The organism is Actinokineospora spheciospongiae (assembly GCF_000564855.1).
Taxonomy (GTDB): Bacteria; Actinomycetota; Actinomycetes; order Mycobacteriales; family Pseudonocardiaceae; genus Actinokineospora; species Actinokineospora spheciospongiae.
On the sequence record NZ_AYXG01000074.1, the window covers coordinates 60,686 to 77,505 of the forward strand.

At 72.7% G+C, this 16,820-nt stretch carries 12 protein-coding genes; 7 read left to right on the top strand and 5 right to left on the bottom strand.

Annotation, left to right across the window (positions count from 1 at the left end; genetic code table 11):
• Nucleotides 1-54: 54 nt before the first annotated feature.
• A complete protein-coding gene (locus UO65_RS09815; RefSeq protein ID WP_200873350.1) occupies nt 55-3,633 on the bottom strand; it encodes a carboxypeptidase regulatory-like domain-containing protein in 3,579 nt (1,192 codons plus the stop codon).
• A gap of 263 nt (nt 3,634-3,896) precedes the next feature.
• Here UO65_RS09815 and UO65_RS09820 point away from each other — a divergent pair, with 263 nt between their 5' ends.
• Together UO65_RS09820 and cobA are read left to right on the top strand one after the other, a co-directional pair.
• Nucleotides 3,897-4,403, top strand: a complete 507-nt coding sequence (locus UO65_RS09820; protein ID WP_152552041.1) for a winged helix-turn-helix domain-containing protein — start codon at nt 3,897-3,899, stop codon at nt 4,401-4,403.
• A 48-nt stretch (nt 4,404-4,451) separates the two neighbouring features.
• A complete protein-coding gene (gene cobA, locus UO65_RS09825) occupies nt 4,452-5,675 on the top strand; it encodes a uroporphyrinogen-III C-methyltransferase (protein ID WP_035280881.1) in 1,224 nt (407 codons plus the stop codon).
• 310 nt (nt 5,676-5,985) lie between these two features.
• Here the strand turns inward: cobA and UO65_RS09830 are convergent, their stop codons facing one another.
• Nucleotides 5,986-6,909 (bottom strand): helix-turn-helix domain-containing protein, encoded by a 924-nt coding sequence (locus UO65_RS09830; RefSeq protein ID WP_035280884.1) that lies wholly within the window; start codon nt 6,907-6,909, stop codon nt 5,986-5,988.
• Between the two features lie 408 nt (nt 6,910-7,317).
• Here UO65_RS09830 and aspS point away from each other — a divergent pair, with 408 nt between their 5' ends.
• The 5 genes from aspS (at nt 7,318) to UO65_RS09855 (ending at nt 13,670) form a co-directional block, all read left to right on the top strand.
• Nucleotides 7,318-9,108 carry an aspartate--tRNA ligase gene (gene aspS, locus UO65_RS09835; protein ID WP_035280886.1) on the top strand — a complete coding sequence of 597 codons (1,791 nt, stop codon included), beginning with the start codon at nt 7,318-7,320 and terminating at the stop codon, nt 9,106-9,108.
• 3 nt (nt 9,109-9,111) lie between these two features.
• Complete coding sequence (locus tag UO65_RS09840) at nt 9,112-10,056, top strand: DUF389 domain-containing protein (protein WP_035280888.1); 945 nt, start codon at nt 9,112-9,114, stop codon at nt 10,054-10,056.
• A gap of 179 nt (nt 10,057-10,235) precedes the next feature.
• Nucleotides 10,236-11,465 (top strand): hypothetical protein, encoded by a 1,230-nt coding sequence (locus tag UO65_RS09845; RefSeq protein WP_324608962.1) that lies wholly within the window; start codon nt 10,236-10,238, stop codon nt 11,463-11,465.
• Between the two features lie 36 nt (nt 11,466-11,501).
• Nucleotides 11,502-12,599 (top strand): pyridoxal-phosphate-dependent aminotransferase family protein, encoded by a 1,098-nt coding sequence (locus UO65_RS09850; RefSeq protein WP_035280891.1) that lies wholly within the window; start codon nt 11,502-11,504, stop codon nt 12,597-12,599.
• Nucleotides 12,600-12,620: 21 nt separating this feature from the next.
• On the top strand, nt 12,621-13,670 hold the full coding sequence (locus UO65_RS09855; RefSeq protein WP_035280893.1) for a zinc-binding dehydrogenase: 1,050 nt from the start codon (nt 12,621-12,623) through the stop codon (nt 13,668-13,670).
• A 51-nt stretch (nt 13,671-13,721) separates the two neighbouring features.
• Here the strand turns inward: UO65_RS09855 and UO65_RS09860 are convergent, their stop codons facing one another.
• From UO65_RS09860 to UO65_RS09870, 3 genes are all read right to left on the bottom strand, one after another.
• Nucleotides 13,722-14,936, bottom strand: coding sequence for an acyl-CoA dehydrogenase family protein (locus UO65_RS09860; RefSeq protein WP_052020962.1), 1,215 nt, complete (start codon nt 14,934-14,936; stop codon nt 13,722-13,724).
• A 10-nt stretch (nt 14,937-14,946) separates the two neighbouring features.
• On the bottom strand, nt 14,947-16,077 hold the full coding sequence (gene sfnG, locus UO65_RS09865; protein ID WP_035280894.1) for a dimethylsulfone monooxygenase SfnG: 1,131 nt from the start codon (nt 16,075-16,077) through the stop codon (nt 14,947-14,949).
• A 135-nt stretch (nt 16,078-16,212) separates the two neighbouring features.
• On the bottom strand, nt 16,213-16,809 hold the full coding sequence (locus UO65_RS09870; protein ID WP_035280896.1) for a hypothetical protein: 597 nt from the start codon (nt 16,807-16,809) through the stop codon (nt 16,213-16,215).
• Nucleotides 16,810-16,820 lie beyond the last annotated feature (11 nt).

The window sequence follows — 16,820 nt, forward strand, 5'->3', positions numbered from 1 at the left end:
GGGAAGGCCCCTCCCGGCTGGTGCCGGGAGGGGCCTTCCGCTGTCAGGCGCCGATTACGGCAGTGCCCTGTCCGGCCGGTGGGTCAGCCGGATCGAGTTGACCACCGGCGGCTGCTTGCCGCGCAACGCGGCCAGTTCCACCGAGATCGACCCGCCTTCCGGCACCGTCACCCAGAACTCCCGGGTGTCCGCCGTGAGCGTTCCGACGGTCGCGGCGATGTCGTGGTTCGCCAGGACCTTCGTGCCGTTGAGCGACACGTCGAACACGCGCTTGCCCGCCACGATCGCGGGCTTCAGCTCCGCGAACGACAGCTCGACCTGGTAGGTGCCCGCCGGGAGGGCGTCGAAGCGGTAGCCGCCCGCGCTTTCCCGCTGGGTCTGGAAGAGGGTGTCGTCCTCGGTGCCCGCGATGGCCTTCTTGGTGGTGACGACCGGGCCGTTGCTCAGGTAGCCGTAGCCGCCCGGGGTCCAGGCGCGGTCGGCCACCCAGGAGTCCGCCGCCCGGTCGGTGTGGCCCGCGGTGGCGCCGACGTCCACGCCGGTGCGGTAGGCGGGGACCACCAGGGTGACCGGGACCACCAGCGTGGGCGTGCGGCCCGCGTTGGTCGTCAGGGTCACCGCGGCCTGGTGCACGCCGGGCAGCAGGCCGGTCGGGTCGACCCGGACGGTGATGTCCTGCTGCTGGCCCGGCTTGAGCGTCGCCGACCCCGGTACCGCCCACGCCCACGGCGCGTTGGAGGCCAGGGTGTAGTCGAGCGCCAGGTCGCTGGTGCTCTTGAGGGTCACCACGGCTGTGCGGAGCTGGCCGGACTGGCCCAGGAACGTCAGCGGCGCGGTGGGCAGTTCGGCCCGGGGTGTCTTCAGCGCGAAGTTCACGGTGAGGTCGCCGGACACGGTGATGTTCTTCGTCTGGGTCGCGTAGTTCGGCTTCGTCACCTCCACGCTGTAGGTGCCCGCCAGCAGGCGGGCCCGGTAGCGGCCGTCGGCGTCGGTGGTGAGCTTCGCCGTCTCCGCGCCCGCCTTGAGGACCCGGACGGTCGCGCCGCTGATCGGCGCCTTGTCGTTGGCGTCGGTCACCCGGCCGGTGGCGATGCCGGTCGGCGGCAGCTTGAACCGGATGGACTGGCCGTCGGCCAGGGTCGGGGCGTTGAGGGAGTACTGCAACGCCACGGTGCCGGTCGCGTTCTCGATGCCGACGGTCGCCGACGCGCCCCGCTCGCGGGTGCTGTTCGGGTCGATCCCCCGGTAGCGCAGGGAGATCTCACCGCTCTCCGACAGCACGACCTCGAAGTCCACCCGGGTGGCGGTGGCCTGGTAGAAGGTCGCGTTGCGCCACTCCACGACGAACTCGCGGTTGGGCGCGGTGCCGGTGGTCTTGGTGGCCACCCGGCTGGTGGAGTCGAGCAGCAGGTCGTCCCAGAACGGGTAGATCGCCGCGTTCGGCGCACCGCCCGCCGGGAGCGCGACGTTGGAGTACGCCGTGCTCGACGCCAGGAAGTTCAGGTGGCCGTTGGTGGAGGCGAACGCCTGCGTGTAGTTGTTGCCGTAGAAGAAGAAGCTGAACGGCAGCGGCACGGCGACCGCCGAGTCGTCCCCGGTCAGCGCCAGCGGGGTGTCGCCCTCCACGTACGGCGCGGTGTCGAGCACGCAGTGGTTGCCGAACGAGTCGGCGCGGCTGGGCAGGGTGAACCCGACCACCTCGTCCCCGTCCACCACGACGTCCTTGGTCTGCGGGTCGGAGCAGCCGCCCGCCGACGCCGTGACGCGGTAGCCGCCCTCGGGCACGTTCGGGATGGAGTACGCCCCGGCCGCGTCCGTGGTCACCGCCGGGATCGGCGTGGACAGGACCTGCACGGTCGCGCCTGTGACCGGGCCGCCCTGCGCGTCGAGCACGGTGCCGGACACGGTGTGCCGGGCGACCGGGGCCAGCACGACGTCGCGGGTGACCGTCTGGTCCTCGGTGACCGTGGCGGTCCCCGAACCGCTGCCGTAGCCGAACGCGGACACCGCGACGGTGTAGTCGCCCACCGGCAGGACCGAGCCGTAGGCGCCGGTCGCGTCGGTGGTCAGCGTGCGGTTGCTCGGGCCGGTGACGACCACGGTCGCGCCCGCGACCGGCGCGCTGCCCGCCGCGTCGGTGACGTGGCCCGCGAGCGTGCCCACCGGGCCGCGCGGGGAGCGGTCGACCGCGGCGAACGCGTCGAGCTTGCCCTCGCCCCAGACGTTGTTGTTCGCCGCGGTGCCGCCGCAGGCGGTGTCGTTGACGTCGGTCGCGGACTCGTCGAGCAGTTCCTGCGTCCGGGTGATGTCACCGACCAGCGACGGTGCCGCCGACCACATCAGCGCCACCGTGCCGGAGGTGTGCGGCGCCGCCATGGAGGTGCCGCTGTTCAGCTCGTAGCCGCCACCGGGCACCGACGAGCGGATGTCGTCGCCCGGGGCGGCGATGTTCGGCTTCACGTCGCCGTTCTCCCCCGGGCCGCGGCTGGAGAACGACGCGATGGCGCCCGCGGAGTCGAACGCCCCCGAGGCGTAGGACTCGGTGTTGTCCCCGGGTGAGCCCGCGGTGTTGCACGAGGGCCCGGAGTTGCCGTTGGAGAACGACGGGAAGATGCCCGCCGCGCGCCAGGCGTTGACGGTGTCGCGGTACCACGGGTCGATCGTGGCGCCGTTGGACGAGCCCCAGGAGTTGTTGACCACCTGCGGGCGCAGGTCCGGGCGCGGGTCGGCGCCGGTCAGGTCGGTCGGGGCGAGCATCCACTCGCCGGAGGCCAGCAGCGAGGCGTCCGAGCAGCCGTTGGTCTCGCAGCCCTTCGCCGCGATCCAGCGGGCGCCGGGGGCGACGCCGACCTGGTTGCCCGCGCCGTCGTCGCCGACCATGGTGCCCATGGTGTGCGTGCCGTGGCCGTTGTTGTCGCACGGTGCCGCGCTCGGGCAGACCTCGGCCGGGTCGAACCAGTTGTGGTTGTGGTCGAAGGTGCCGCCGCCGGAGTTGCCGCGGTACTTGCCGACCAGCGCCGGGTGGTCGAACTCGACCCCGGAGTCGATGTTGCCGACCACGACGCCCTCGCCGCGTACGCCGAACTGCGACCAGACGTCGTCGGCGTTGATGGCCGCGAGGCCCCACTCCACCGAGTTCACCTCGGCCACCGCCTGGCTCGGCAGCGGCTTGGGCAGCTCGTAGGTGCGCGCGGGCAGGATCGACCTGACCTCGCCGTGCGCTGCCAGCGAGGTGGCCAGCGCCTCCGAGCCGTTGTGCACGCGCAGGGCGTTGGCGATGTGGAACGACCTGTAGTCGACCTCGGCGGCGTCCAGCTCCTTGCGGACGGAAGCCTGGCTGCGGTCGGCGGTGGCGCGCAGCGCGTCCACCACCGCCTGGCCGCGGGCGTTCCAGTCGGCGACGCGGGACGGGCCGCTCAGGTCGGCCTTGTCGGTGAAGGAAACCCAGAAGTCGGTGCTGTCCTTGGCGTCGAACGCCGCGGCGACCGTCGTGTCGATCTTGTCGTTCGGGGAGGGCGCGGCGGGCGCGGCCACCGCGGGCACGGTGAGCGCGCCGAGCAGGCCGAGCACGGCGGAGGTCAGGGTCAGGGTGGTCCGGCCTCGTGGTCTGCGCCGGTGGTGACTTGCTGACAAGATGGGACTCCCAACTCGCGCGGCAGGGTTCGCGCGTGACCACCGGTAGTCGAGTGCTGACTTTCCGGTTCCTCCTGACGCTGCCTGATCACGGGCGTCAAATGAAGGCGCGAATCCGGGCGGTATCGGGTCTTTTGGCGGGCCGTGACCGGTTTTTGCCCTCCCATTGCCTGGATCACACCCTTATTCCTGTAACGACGCGACCCCTATCGGTGACGTTCTTGTCAGTGGATGCCGAACTCGGCAGTGGGGGGTGGTGACCGGTGGAAACCGGGAACGTGCTGGAGCGCTTGGACGTTCCGTTAGTCCTCTGCGTGGGGACCAGCACCGAGCAGTTGGCCGCGATCGCCGAGGCCACCCAGGGGCGCGCGGCCGTGCTGTACCTGCCGGACCAGCGGGCGCTGCGCACCGCCCTGGACACCACGATCGCCGAGGCGCCGCCGCTGCTGACCGCGCACCCGGTCGTGGAGTGCGGCGGCCTGCGGCTCGACCCGGGGTCGCGCTCGGCCACCTGGCACGGCGCCCCGCTGGCGCTGTCGGCCCGCGAGTTCGACCTGCTGTCCGCCCTGGCCGGGGAACCGGGTCGGGTGTGGACGTTCGCCGAACTCACCACGCACGTCTGGGGCAGGCCGTACGTGGGCGACACGCAGGCCGTCGTGTCCGCCGTCAAGCGCTTGCGCCGCCAGTTGCGCGCGGCCCCGGCCGACCTCGGCGTGGAGTCCGTGCGCGGCGTCGGGTACCGCGTCGCGGTGCCAGGTGGGTCACACTGATCGGGCACCGCGGGTGGTGATCGGGGCCGGAACCGTCATGCTGTCGCAATGAGCGAGCAGCACTACCTTGTCGGGCTCGACCTCGCGGGCCGCCGCGTCGTCGTGGTCGGCGGCGGCATCGTCGCCCAGCGCCGCCTGCCCCGCCTCGTCGGCTCCGGCGCCCTGGTCGAGGTCGTCTCGCCCGAGGCCACCCCGTCGGTGGAGGCCATGGCCGACGCGGGCGAACTGGTCTGGCACCGGCGCGAGTACCGCCCCGGCGACCTCTCCGGCGCCTGGTACGTGCTGTGCTGCACCTCCGACACCGCGGTCAACGTCGCCGTCGCCGAAGAGGCCGAACGGGTCCGGGTGTTCTGCGTGCGCGCGGACGCGGGCAGCGAGGGCAGCGCCGTGACCCCCGCCACCGGCGAGTACGAGGGCCTGCTGGTGGGTGTGCTCGCCGGTGGGGCGCACCAGCGCTCGGCGGCCGTGCGCGACGGCCTCCTCGACGCCCTGCGCGAGGGCCGGGTGCCCGACGGGGCGCGGGCACCGGAGCTGCCCGGGGTGGCGCTCGTCGGCGGCGGGCCCGGCGACCCGGAGCTGATCACCGTGCGCGGCAGGCGGCTGCTCGCCCGCGCCGACGTCGTCGTCGCCGACCGCCTCGGCCCGCGCGAACTGCTCGACGAGCTGGCCCCCACGGTCGAGGTGATCGACGCCGCCAAGATCCCCTACGGCCGCGCCGCCACCCAGGACGCCATCAACGACGCCCTGATCACCCACGCCAAGGCGGGCAAGTTCGTCGTCCGGCTCAAGGGCGGCGACCCGTACCTGTTCGGCCGCGGCTTCGAGGAGCTGATCGCCTGCGCCGAGGCGGGCGTGCCGGTCACCGTCGTCCCCGGCATCACCTCGGCGTTCTCGGTGCCCGCCGCCGTCGACGTGCCGGTCACCCACCGCGGCGTCGCGCACGAGGTCGTGGTGGTCTCCGGGCACATCGGCCCGGACGACCCCGCCTCGCTGACCGACTGGGACGCGCTGGCCCGGCTCGGCGGCACCGTTGTGATCATGATGGGCGTGGACAAGCTGGACCGGTTCGCCGCCGTGCTGATCGCGGGTGGGCGGGCGGGGGACACCCCCGTGGCGGTGGTCCAGGAGGGCACGACGCGCAACCAGCGGGTGCTCCGGTCTACTTTGGACCGGGTGGCGGCGGACGTGGTCGAGCGGGGGATTCGCCCGCCCGCGGTGACGGTCGTCGGGCCGGTGGCGGGGCTGGCGCGGGAACTGGTGGGGCGGGACTAGAGCCCGGGATCGGTTGCTGTTCCGGGGTTTTTGCGGGTGTGCCCGGCTGGGTGGGTGTGTTTGGCCGGGGCCCCTATGGCGATCATGTGCTCCAGTGTGACCGGGTGGGGCTGAAAAGATGCCCCACCGCCCAGGCAGGCTGTCACATGATCGCCACCCCCGGCCAAACACATCCACCCACCCGGGCAGTTCGCTTGCCGGGCCGGCGGTTTTCGGGGTGGTCGGCAGGTTGTTGCTGCGCCGGTGTTGTTCGGGTGGGTGGTGGGCGGGCCGCCGGTTTGTTGGGTGGTCGGCTGGCTGCGCCTGCGAGTTAATCCGGCCACTCCCAGCGGGCGCAGAGGATGCCCGGGCCGAAGTCGAGGGCGACCGCGTGGGCCTTGCCGTCGGCGGTGACCTCCAGCTTCTTGCGGTTGGTCACCTGGTCGTCGGCGTCGAGGGTGTGCTGCTCCAGGTAGACGGGCAGGGCACGGGGGTCGAACCGCAGCTCCAGCACGAACTCGCGGACCGGTGAGGTGAACTTGCGGCAGTACGCGTCGTCGCCGCGGGAGTACGGGGGGCCGGGGTGGTGCAGGGCGTAGTCGACGATCGTCGTCTCGCCGCGGCTCAGGGGCTGGTCGAGCATGATCTCCGCGGCCATCAAGCCCGCGGTCGGGTCGTGGGCGACCCGGCCGATGCGGCAGTTGTCGCCCGAGGTGACCTCGGGGAACGGGCGGCCGGGCAGTTCCAGGTCGTAGACCATCAGCGTGCGGTCGGCGCCGTCGCGCTCGGCGCGGAAGACCTGGCGGACCGACACCGACTTCTCGCCGCGGTCGACCGCGACCTCCATGCGGTCGTGCTGCGAGAGCTTCGTCAGCGCGGAGTCGGTGGTGAAGTCGATGCGCCGCAACAGGTGCGAGACCGGTTCGCTGTTGCCCCACAGCGCTTCCACGGTCAGCCGGGACGACTCGCGGTTGACCCGGCCGCGCGGTCGGGGCGGGCCGAGCAGGGCGATGAGCGACCCGGTGGGCACGCCGAGGACGTCCTCGAGGTGCCCGAGCGCGGCCAGCGACTCCGCGCGCTCCGGTCGGCGCCTGCCGGACTGCCAGTAGCTCAGCGCGGTGACGCTGATGGACACCCCGCGTGCGCGCAGCCGGTACTGGATGCGGTCGAGGCTCAACCCGCTCGCCTGGATCGCCGAGCGCAGCGCCACGGGGAACGCATCGGCGACGGGCGATTCGGACGGTTCGACCGTCATCGCATGGCGGAGCCTTTCGTTCTGGTGAAGTTCACGAACCGGCTCGCGGGTGACACCGCTACCCATGTTCACTCCCGGGGTTACCGCTTACGCCCTGATAAGCACAGTACGTCCTGGTAGGCCGCATGGGTAGCGCCAGTGTTAATTCCAGGGTGACGACGTCACTGCCTCCAGTGACAAGATGACCCCAAAGACCTATGGGCTATACCGCCGAACGTTTCAACAAACGCGTCCGAATGGCTCAATACGAAGGTATCGCCATTCCGGGCGGGTGGGCCCCGGGTGCGGGGTTAAACCTGCTCGACGCGTGCCGGGGGCCGTTGGCTAGCCTGACCAGCACAGGCGGTGCACGGAGGTCTCCACGACCCCGCGCCGCGTCCCACCATCTGGACTAGGAGAACGCGACCCGTGATCCGCACGCACGAGGCCGGAACCCTCCGCGCCGAGCACGCCGGGCAGAGTGTCACCCTCAGCGGTTGGGTGGCCCGCAGGCGCGATCACGGCGGCGTCATCTTCATCGACCTGCGCGACGCCTCCGGGGTGGCGCAGGTGGTCTTCCGCGAGGGCGAGATGGCCGAGCGCGCGCACCGGCTGCGCGCCGAGTTCTGCGTCCGGGTCGTCGGCGAGGTGTCGGTCCGCCCCGAGGGCAACGAGAACCCGGAGCTGCCGACCGGCGCCATCGAGGTGCTGGTCACCGAGCTGGAGGTGCTCAGCGAGTCCGCTCCGCTGCCCTTCCCGCTCGACGACCACCTCTCCGTCGGCGACGAGATCCGGCTGCGCCACCGCTACCTGGACCTGCGCCGCAGCGCCCCGGCCAACGCCATCCGGATGCGCAGCGAGGCGAACCGGATCGCCCGCACGATCCTGCACGAGGAGCGGTTCGTCGAGATCGAGACGCCGACCCTGACCCGGTCGACGCCCGAGGGCGCCCGCGACTTCCTGGTGCCCGCCCGGCTGCGCCCCGGCTCCTGGTACGCGCTGCCGCAGTCGCCGCAGTTGTTCAAGCAGCTCCTCATGGTCGGCGGGATGGAGCGGTACTACCAGATCGCCCGCTGCTACCGCGACGAGGACTTCCGCGCCGACCGGCAGCCGGAGTTCACCCAGCTCGACATCGAGATGAGCTTCGTCGACCAGGACGACGTCATCGCCCTCGGCGAGAAGATCGCCAAGGCGCTGTGGCGGGAGCTGGCCGGGCACGAGATCGCCGGGGACATCCCGCGCATCACCTACCGCGACGCGATGGCCCGCTACGGCTCGGACAAGCCGGACCTGCGGTTCGACCTGGAGCTCACCGAGCTGACCGAGTACTTCGCCGACACCCCGTTCCGGGTGTTCAAGGCGCCCTACGTGGGTTCGGTGGTGATGCCCGGCGGCGCCGCGCAGCCGCGCCGCCAGCTCGACGCCTGGCAGGAGTTTGCCAAGCAGCGCGGGCACAAGGGCCTGGCCTACGTGCTCGTCGGCGAGGACGGCACCCTCGGCGGCCCGGTCGCCAAGAACCTGTCCGAGGCCGAGCGCGAGGGGCTGGTCAAGGCCACCGGCGCGGCGCCCGGTGACTGCGTGTTCTTCGCCGCGGGCAACCCCGCCGACGCCCGGTCGCTGCTGGCCGCGGCCCGGCTGGAGATCGGCAAGCGCTGCGGGCTGATCGACGAGTCCGCCTGGTCGTTCGTCTGGGTCGTCGACGCCCCGCTGTTCGAGGAGGCCGCCGCCGCGCGCTCCGCCGGTGACGTCGCCGTCGGCTCGGGGCAGTGGACCGCGGTGCACCACGCGTTCACCTCGCCCACCCCGGACTGGGTCGACCGCTTCGAGGAGGACCCGGCCAACGCCCTGGCCTACGCCTACGACCTGGTCTGCAACGGCAACGAGATCGGCGGCGGGTCCATCCGAATCCACCGCAAGGACGTCCAGGAGCGGGTCTTCGCGCTCATGGGCATCAACTCCGAGCAGGCCCAGGAGAAGTTCGGCTTCCTGCTCGACGCGTTCTCCTACGGCCCGCCCCCGCACGGCGGCATCGCCTTCGGCTGGGACCGGATCGTCATGCTGCTGGCCGGGGAGACCTCGATCCGCGAGGTCATCGCCTTCCCCAAGACCGGCGGCGGCTTCGACCCGCTGACCAGCGCCCCGGCGCCGATCACCCCGGAGCAGCGCAAGGAGGCGGGGGTGGACTTCAAGCCCGCCAAGCCGGAAGCCAAACCGGAGTAGGGCGTGCTGCACCTGCGGGTGGTGTGCCCGGCCGACCGCGCGGACGCCGCGGTCGGCCTGCTGCGCGCACACCCCGGGGTGACGCACCTGGTGATGTTCCCCGGGGCCGCGCTCGACCCGGAGGGCGACGTCATCGAGGCCGACCTCGCCAGGGAGGCCGCCGACGACGTGCTCTCGGGCCTGTGCGACCTCGGCGTCGACCACGACGGCGGCGTCACGCTGGAGCAGATCGACACCGTGCTCTCCGACGCGGGCGACCGGGCCGAGCGGCGCGCGCCCGGCGAGGCCGCCGACGCGGTGGTGTGGGAGGAACTGGTCGCCCGCACCGGTGAGGAGTCCCGGCTCAACACCACGTTCCTGGCGTTCCTCACCATCGCCTGCCTGCTCGCCGCGGTCGGCGTGATCACCGACTCGCCGGTCACCATCGTCGGCGCCATGGTCGTCGGCCCGGAGTTCGGGCCGCTGGCCGCGCTCGCCGTCGGCCTGGTCCGCCGCCGCCGGGACCTGGTCCGGCGGGCGGGCCTGGCGCTGGGCGTGGGGTTCCCGCTGGCCATCGCGGTCACCGCCGCGGGCGCCTGGCTGGGCACCCTGGCCGGGATGTTCGACGCCTCGGCCATCACCGGTGACGGGCACGAGGCCGACTTCGTCTACCAGGTCGGCCCGTGGTCGCTGGTGGTGGCCGTGCTGGCGGGCGCGGCGGGCATGCTGTCGATGACCTCGGCCAAGTCCGCGGCGCTGGTCGGGGTGTTCATCTCGGTCACCACCGTGCCCGCCGCCGGGTACATCGGGGTGGCGGCGATCCTCGGCGAGTGGGGCAAGGTGTTCGGCTCGGCCGCGCAGCTCGCCGTCAACCTGCTCGGCATCGTGCTGGCCGCGGCGCTCGTGCTGGTCCTGCGGCACGGCGTGCGCGCCCCCGGGGACTCGGGCCGACCGCTGTCGGACGGGTGAGCGGCGCGGGGGAGCCGTTCGGCCTCACCCGACTGGCTCGCGGCTGAACCGGGCCTCCTGCCGTCACCTGTCGGCGGTCGTCTCGTTCTGTATCGGTTGACCTCGCTACGGTCGCAGGAAGGCATTCGTGACCATCCGCAGGGCGTCGTGGCCGGTGTCCACGGGTAGGGTCGGAGGAGATGAGTGTGGAGATCGCCGCCGATCCACCGGACACGGGCACCGTGGACGGGGTTGAGGCGCACGCCCCCGTCGAGCTGGGCGAGGCCGAGGTGGCCGCCACCGTGCTCGCTGCGGAGTCCGTGCTCGGCAAGCGGTTCGGGGTGCGCATCCGGCTCGCCGACCCCGAGGACCTCGGCGGCAGCAGCCGCTCGATCGTGCTCCGGGTCAAGGTCGCGTCCAGCCCGTTCTCCCTGCCCCGCACGCTGGTGGTCAAGCGCTACGTCCAGCGCACCGCCCCGCGCGACAGCTGGGTGCGCGAGGCGGTCAGCTACCAGCTCTTCACCGCGCTGGCGGCCGAGGAGCGGATGTGCCCGGAGCTGTTCGCCCACGACAGCGACACGAACCTGCTGGTCATCGAGGACCTGGGCCGCGCGCCCACGCTCGCGGAGAAGCTGCACGGCGACGACGCCAGGGTCGCCGAGGGCGCGCTGCTGTCCTGGGCGCGCTCGCTGGGCAAGCTGCACGCCAGCACCGCGGGCCGCGAGGCCGACTTCGACGCCCTGCTGCGGCGGCTCAAGCCGCCCAAGGACAAGGACCCGCTGGCCGTCGACGGCCCGGTCGCCGTCGCCGAACTGCCCGCGCTGCTGCTCGACGGCTTCGGCGTGGCGACCCCGGCGGAGGCGCTGGACGACGCCCGCGCCACGCTCGGCCTGCTGGAGACCGGCCGCCACCGGGCGTTCAGCCCGTCGGACTCCTGCCCCGACAACAACCTGATCACCAACCGCGGCGTCCGCTTCCTGGACTTCGAGGGCGGCTGCGTGCGGAACATGATGTTCGACGCCGCCTACCTGACCGTGCCGTTCCCGTCCTGCTGGTGCGCCTACGCCCTGCCCAGGGGCATGGCCGCGGCGATGCTCGCCGCCTGGCGGGCCGAGGTCCGGGTCATGTGGCCCGACCTCGACGACGACGAGGTCCTGCTGCCGAGGCTGTTCGACGCGCAGCTCTTCTGGGTCTGGCTGAGCACCTGGCAGTTCCTCACCGTGCCGGACGTGCAGCAGCTCGGCTCCGGCGGCTCGGTGCCGCGCCCGCACCAGACCGACGTGCTGGTGGCCCGCTGGGCCGACCTGGCCCGCGCCGCCGACCGCATGGGCAAGCAGGCCACCGCCGAGCACGCGGTGACCGTGGTGGCGGCGCTGACCAGGCGCTACGGCCAGCGCGCGCTCCCGGTGTACCCGGCGTTCGACCACTGACCCCTCGGCCCGCGACCGGGTCGTAGAGTGCCGGGCATGGCTCTCGTCGACCGCGCCCTGCTCGGACCCGGCCCCTCGAACCCGTACCCGGAGGCGACGGCCGCGCTGGCCGCGCCGCTGCTGGGGCACCTCGACCCGGAGTTCCTGCGGGTCCTGGACGAGACCTGCGCGCGGCTGCGCCGGGTGTGGGGCACCGAGAACGCGCGGACGCTGCCGCTGTCGGGCACCGGTTCCATCGGCATGGAGGCCGCGTTCGCGAACTTCGCCCGGCCGGGTGACGTCGTGGTCGTCGGGGTGAACGGCCTGTTCGGCGAGCGGATGGTCGACGTCGCGGGCCGCTACGGCGCCGACGTCGTCCGGGTCGACCACGACTGGGGGCAGCCGGTGGACGTGCGGCGCGTCCTGGACGCGCACCCGGAGCCGTCGATGGTGGCGGCCGTGCACGCGGAGACCTCCACCGGGGTCCGCAGCGACATCAAGGCCCTCGCGCACGCCGTGCACGCCCGTGACCAGCGCGCCCTCGTGCTCGCCGACTGCGTCACCTCACTGGCGGGCATCGAGGTCGACATCGACGCCTGGGGCGTGGACGTGGCCTACTCCGGCACCCAGAAGTGCCTCGGCGTCGCCCCCGGCCTGGCCCCGTTCACCGTCTCCGACCGCGCCTGGGACCGGCGCGTGCAGCGGCCGCCGACGTGGTACCTGGACCTGAACCTCATCGGCGCCTACGTCGACGGTTCCAGCGGCGGGCGCACCTACCACCACACCGCCCCGGTCGCCATGATCGCCTCCCTGCACGCGGCGCTGGGCCGGGTGCTGGAGGAAGGCTTGGAGGCCGTCCACGAGCGCCACCGCGCGGCCGGGCAGCGGCTGCACGAAGGGCTCGGCGAGCTGGGCTTGGAGCTGTTCGCCGCGGAGGGTCACCGGCTGCCCGAGCTGACCACCGTGCGCGTCCCCGACGGCGTCGACTCGGCCAAGGTTCGGCAGGTCCTGCTGACCGAGTACGGCATCGAGATCGGCGCGGGCGTCGGCGCCTTCGCCAGCTCGGTGTGGCGCATCGGACTCATGGGGCACAACGCCAGGCCAGAGCGGGTGGAGCTGGTCCTCGGCGCGCTGCGCCGCGTGCTGGGGGCCTGACCCGGGCGTAGCGTTCGGACCGTGCGAGCCACCTACCTGCACGGCGAGGGCGACATCCGCCTGGCCGACACCGCCGAACCGTCCGTCCGGCAGCCCACCGACGCGGTGGTCCGCGTCGTCGCCGCCTGCGTCTGCGGCTCCGACCTGTGGGGCTACCGGGGTGTCCGGGGCGCCGACGAACCCCGCCGGATCGGGCACGAGTTCGTCGGCGTCGTCGAGGAGGTCGGTGCCGACGTGCGCACCGTCCGCGCGGGCGACTTCGTCATCGCCCCGTTCGTCGTCAGCGACGGCACCTGCGCGCACTGCCGCAACGGCGTGCACACCTCCTGCGTCAACGGCGGGGCCTGGGGTTCCACCAGCCGCGCCGGGGAAGCCCTCGACGGCACCCAGGCCCAGTACGTCCGCGCCCCCTTCGCCGACGGCACCCTCGTGGCCACCCCCGGCACCCCGGACCCCGCCCTGGTCCCGAGCCTGCTGACCCTCTCCGACGTCATGGCCACCGGTCACCACGCCGCCGTCTCCGCCCGGGTCGCCCCCGGTGACGCGGTCGTGGTGGTCGGCGACGGCGCGGTCGGCCTCTCGGCGGTCCTGGCCGCCGCCCGCCTGGGCGCGGGCCGCATCATCGCGATGTCCCGCCACGCCGACCGCCAGCGTCTCGCCACCCGCTTCGGCGCCACCGACATCGTGGCGACCCGGGGTGCGGAGGGCGTGACCGAGGTCAAGGAACTGCTCGGCGGGATCGGCGCCGACGCGGTCCTGGAGTGCGTCGGCACCAAGGAGTCCATGCGGCAGGCCCTCGACTCCACCCGGCCGGGCGGTCGCGTCGGTTACGTCGGGGTGCCCGCGGGCGGCCCGGAACTGCCCGTGGGGCAGATGTTCTCCGACAACATCTCGGTGGCGGGCGGGGTGGCGCCCGTCCGGCACTACCTGGACGAACTCCTCGCGGACGTGCTCGACGGGAAGCTCGACCCCGGGCCGGTCTTCGACGCGGAGTACCCGTTGGAGCAGGTGGCCGACGCCTACCGGGACATGGACGCGCGCAAGGTCGTCAAGCCGCTGCTGCGGCCCTGAGCGACCCCGCCCGCCGCAGGCCCGTTCCGGGTCCGCGGCGGGCGGGAGCGGTCAGGAGTACCAGGTGGGCTCGGGGATCTCGTCGCGCAGGACGAACACGCCGACCTCGCGGCGCTTGTAGGCCACCGGGTCGTGCAGGGTGTGCGTGCGGACGTTGCGCCAGAACCGGTCCAGGCCCTCCGACGACGCGGTGGCGCGGGCACCGGTCACCTCGAAGACCCCGGCGGTGATCTCCAGCGCCACGTCCGTCGCGCGGGCCTTCACCGCGGCCACCCGCACCTCGTGCTCGCCGCGCTCGCGCTCGGTCACCCGGTCCGGGGCTCGGTGGATGACCAGCGCCTCCTCCGCCACCCGGTCGGCCAGTGCCTCGACCGCCCACAGCTTCGAGGTGAGGTCGCCGTAGACGTCGAGCACGTACGGCTCGTCCACCGCGCGCTCGTAGCCGCCGTGCAGCCACGAGCGGGACTTCTCGCGGGTGTAGGTGCGGGCCGTCTCCAGCGCGCCCCGGGCGATGCCGAGGTAGAAGTTGACGAACACAAGCTGGATCGTCGGCACGTTGAGGGTGTTGTAGACGCGCGGGGTGAAGGTCTTGTCGACGTACCCCGCCGCCGACGCCCAGTCGACCCGGACGCCGTCGATGGTGACGCCGCCCGACTCGGTCAGGCGCTGGCCGATGTTGTCCCAGTCGTCGTGGAAGGTGAGGCCGGGGATGTCGGAGGGGACGATGGCGAAGACGTGCTTGTCCGTGCCCTCCAGCACGCCTTCGAGCACGGTCAGGTCGGAGACCCGGCTGCCGGTGGAGAACGACTTGCGTCCGTTGTAGACGATCGTGTCGCCCTCGTCGGTGATGGTCACGTCGGAGTCGCGGGGGTTGACCGCGCCGCCGAAGAAAAGGCGGTTCGTCGTCGCCAGCTCCTCCACGGCGGTGATCTGCTCCGGTGTCCCCACCAGGCGCGCCGCCCAGAACCACAGGTAGTGGTAGCCCAGCAGTTGGCCGATCGAGCCGTCGGCCGCGGCGATCTCGCGGACGACCCGGTACGCGGTCGGCCACTCCTGCCCGCCGCCGCCGTGCTCGGTCGGGCCGAGCAGGGTCACCAGGCCGGAGTCCTTGAGCAGCCGGACCTCCGCGTACGGGGTCTTGCCCTCCTTGTCGCGGGTGACGGCGTCGACGGCCAGCAGCGCGGACACCTCCGCCGCGCGGGACACCCAGCCCTCGGCGGTGGTCGGGGTCTCGGTCTTCGACCAGTCGGTCTCGGTGGTGGTCACGGTTTCCTCCTCAGACGGTCAGCGGTTCGGGAGTGGCCGCGCCACGGTCGGCGTCGGCTTCAAGCGCGCGGACGATCGGCAGGACGTGCTCGCCGAAGTACGCTACTTCTTCGTGGTAGTGCAGGAAACCCAGGAGCGCGAGGTTCACCCCGAGGGACCGGTAGGCGACCAGCCGCTCGGCGATCTGCTCCGGGGTGCCGATGAGCTTCGAGCGGAAGCCGTCGTTGTACTGGACGAGGTCTTCGAACGAGGAGTCCGCCCACATGCCCTTCCCGTCGCCGGTGGAGCTGCCCGCCTGCTGAACCGCGTCGCGGAACCCCTTGACCGCGTCGGGATCGGCCTTCGCCACGACCTCCCGCAGCGTCTCCCTGGCCTCGGCCTCGGTGTCGCGGGCGATGAGGAAACCGTTGAGCCCGAAACGGACCGTGCGGCCGTGCTGCTCGGCGGAGCGGTTCACCTCGGTGATCTGCTCGGTGACCCCGTCGAAGTCCTTGCCGTTGCTGAAGTACCAGTCCGAGACGCGCCCGGCCATCGCGCGGGCGGCGGTGGAGTTCCCGCCCTGGAAGATCTCGGGGTGCGGCCTCCCCTCGGCCGCGAGCGGCTTGGGCTTGAGGTCGTAACCGCGCAACCGGTAGAAGTCACCCGCGAATTGGGCCTCGTCCTCGGTCCAACTGGCCCGCAGCACCCGGATGAACTCCTCCGAGCGCCGGTAGCGCTCGTCGTGCTCCAGCCACGGCTCGCCGAGCGCGGTGAACTCCCCCTTGAACCACCCGGAGACCACGTTCACCGCGGCCCGCCCGCCGGAGAGGTGGTCGGCGGTGGCGACCAGCTTCGCCAGCACCCCCGGGTGCCACAACCCGGGGTGCACGGCGGCGATCACCTTCAACCGCTGCGTCGCCAGCAGCAGCGCGAGGCTGAAGCTCGTCGACTCCTGCTGGAAGGCCGCGCCGTAGCTGGCCATGTAGCGGACCTGGCTCAGCGCGTACTCGAAACCGTTGTCCTCGGCCAGGACGGCGAGTTCGCGGTTGTAGTCGTAGGACCAGTCGGTGCGCTGCTCGATGTCGCTGACGACGAGACCACCGCTGACGTTCGGCACCCAGTAGGCGAACTTGAGCGGGTCTGGGGGAGGGGATGCGGCCATGGGCCAATCGGAGCACCGCCCCCCGTGACCAGGCAACGACCGCGGGTTTCCGTCCAGCCGCTGGGAGAATTGTGGCGGTTCGTGGTCGGTTCTGTTGCGCGGGTTGCGCTCGCCGACGCCCTGGGCGTGGGCCGGTCAGGCGTTCGCGAGGACCCCGGCCCCGGCGATCACCCGAACGGCCTCCTCCGGCGCGCAGCGGCGCATCCCGGCCCGCTCGCACCGGCGCACCACCGCCGCGTGCTCGCGCCACAGCCGCAGCCCCCGGCGCAGCAGCACCGGCACCGGCTTGCGCGACTCGGCCACGTCCCTGGTGAACCGCCGCAGCGCCGTCCGCCCCGCGCTCGGGTCCAGCACGATCGCCCCGGCCAGCACCCCCGCCGCCGCGCAGCCCCCGACGATCTGATCGGCGAACAACCCCTCGGCGACGAACACCGGCGCCCCCGCCAACCCCACCCGGCGCACGCCGACCCTGCGGTCGGCGCCGAGCTCGTACACCGGGACGTCGGCGGAACCGGTCGTGGCCAGCGCGACCACCGCGGCCAGGGCGTCCGGGGCGTGCCAGGAACCGGGCAGGTCCCAGTCGGCGCGGCCCGCTGCGTCGCGCGGCAGGGCCGGGTCGTGGCCCTCGCGGTAGAAGTCGTCCAGCCGCAGCACCGGCAGCCCGAGGCGGTCGCCGAGGGTGGACTTGCCGGAACCGGAGGGGCCCGCGAGGAGGATGACGGTCGAGGTCACGGGACGTCATC

What these genes read in the sequence shown, in the direction of transcription:
- cobA (WP_035280881.1), top strand. Translation starts at nt 4,452, where the DNA reads ATGAGCGAGCAGCACTACCTTGTCGGGCTCGACCTCGCGGGCCGCCGC.
- UO65_RS09830 (WP_035280884.1), bottom strand. Translation starts at nt 6,909, where the DNA reads ATGACGGTCGAACCGTCCGAATCGCCCGTCGCCGATGCGTTCCCCGTG.
- UO65_RS09845 (WP_324608962.1), top strand. Translation starts at nt 10,236, where the DNA reads ATGAGTGTGGAGATCGCCGCCGATCCACCGGACACGGGCACCGTGGAC.
- UO65_RS09850 (WP_035280891.1), top strand. Translation starts at nt 11,502, where the DNA reads ATGGCTCTCGTCGACCGCGCCCTGCTCGGACCCGGCCCCTCGAACCCG.
- sfnG (WP_035280894.1), bottom strand. Translation starts at nt 16,077, where the DNA reads ATGGCCGCATCCCCTCCCCCAGACCCGCTCAAGTTCGCCTACTGGGTG.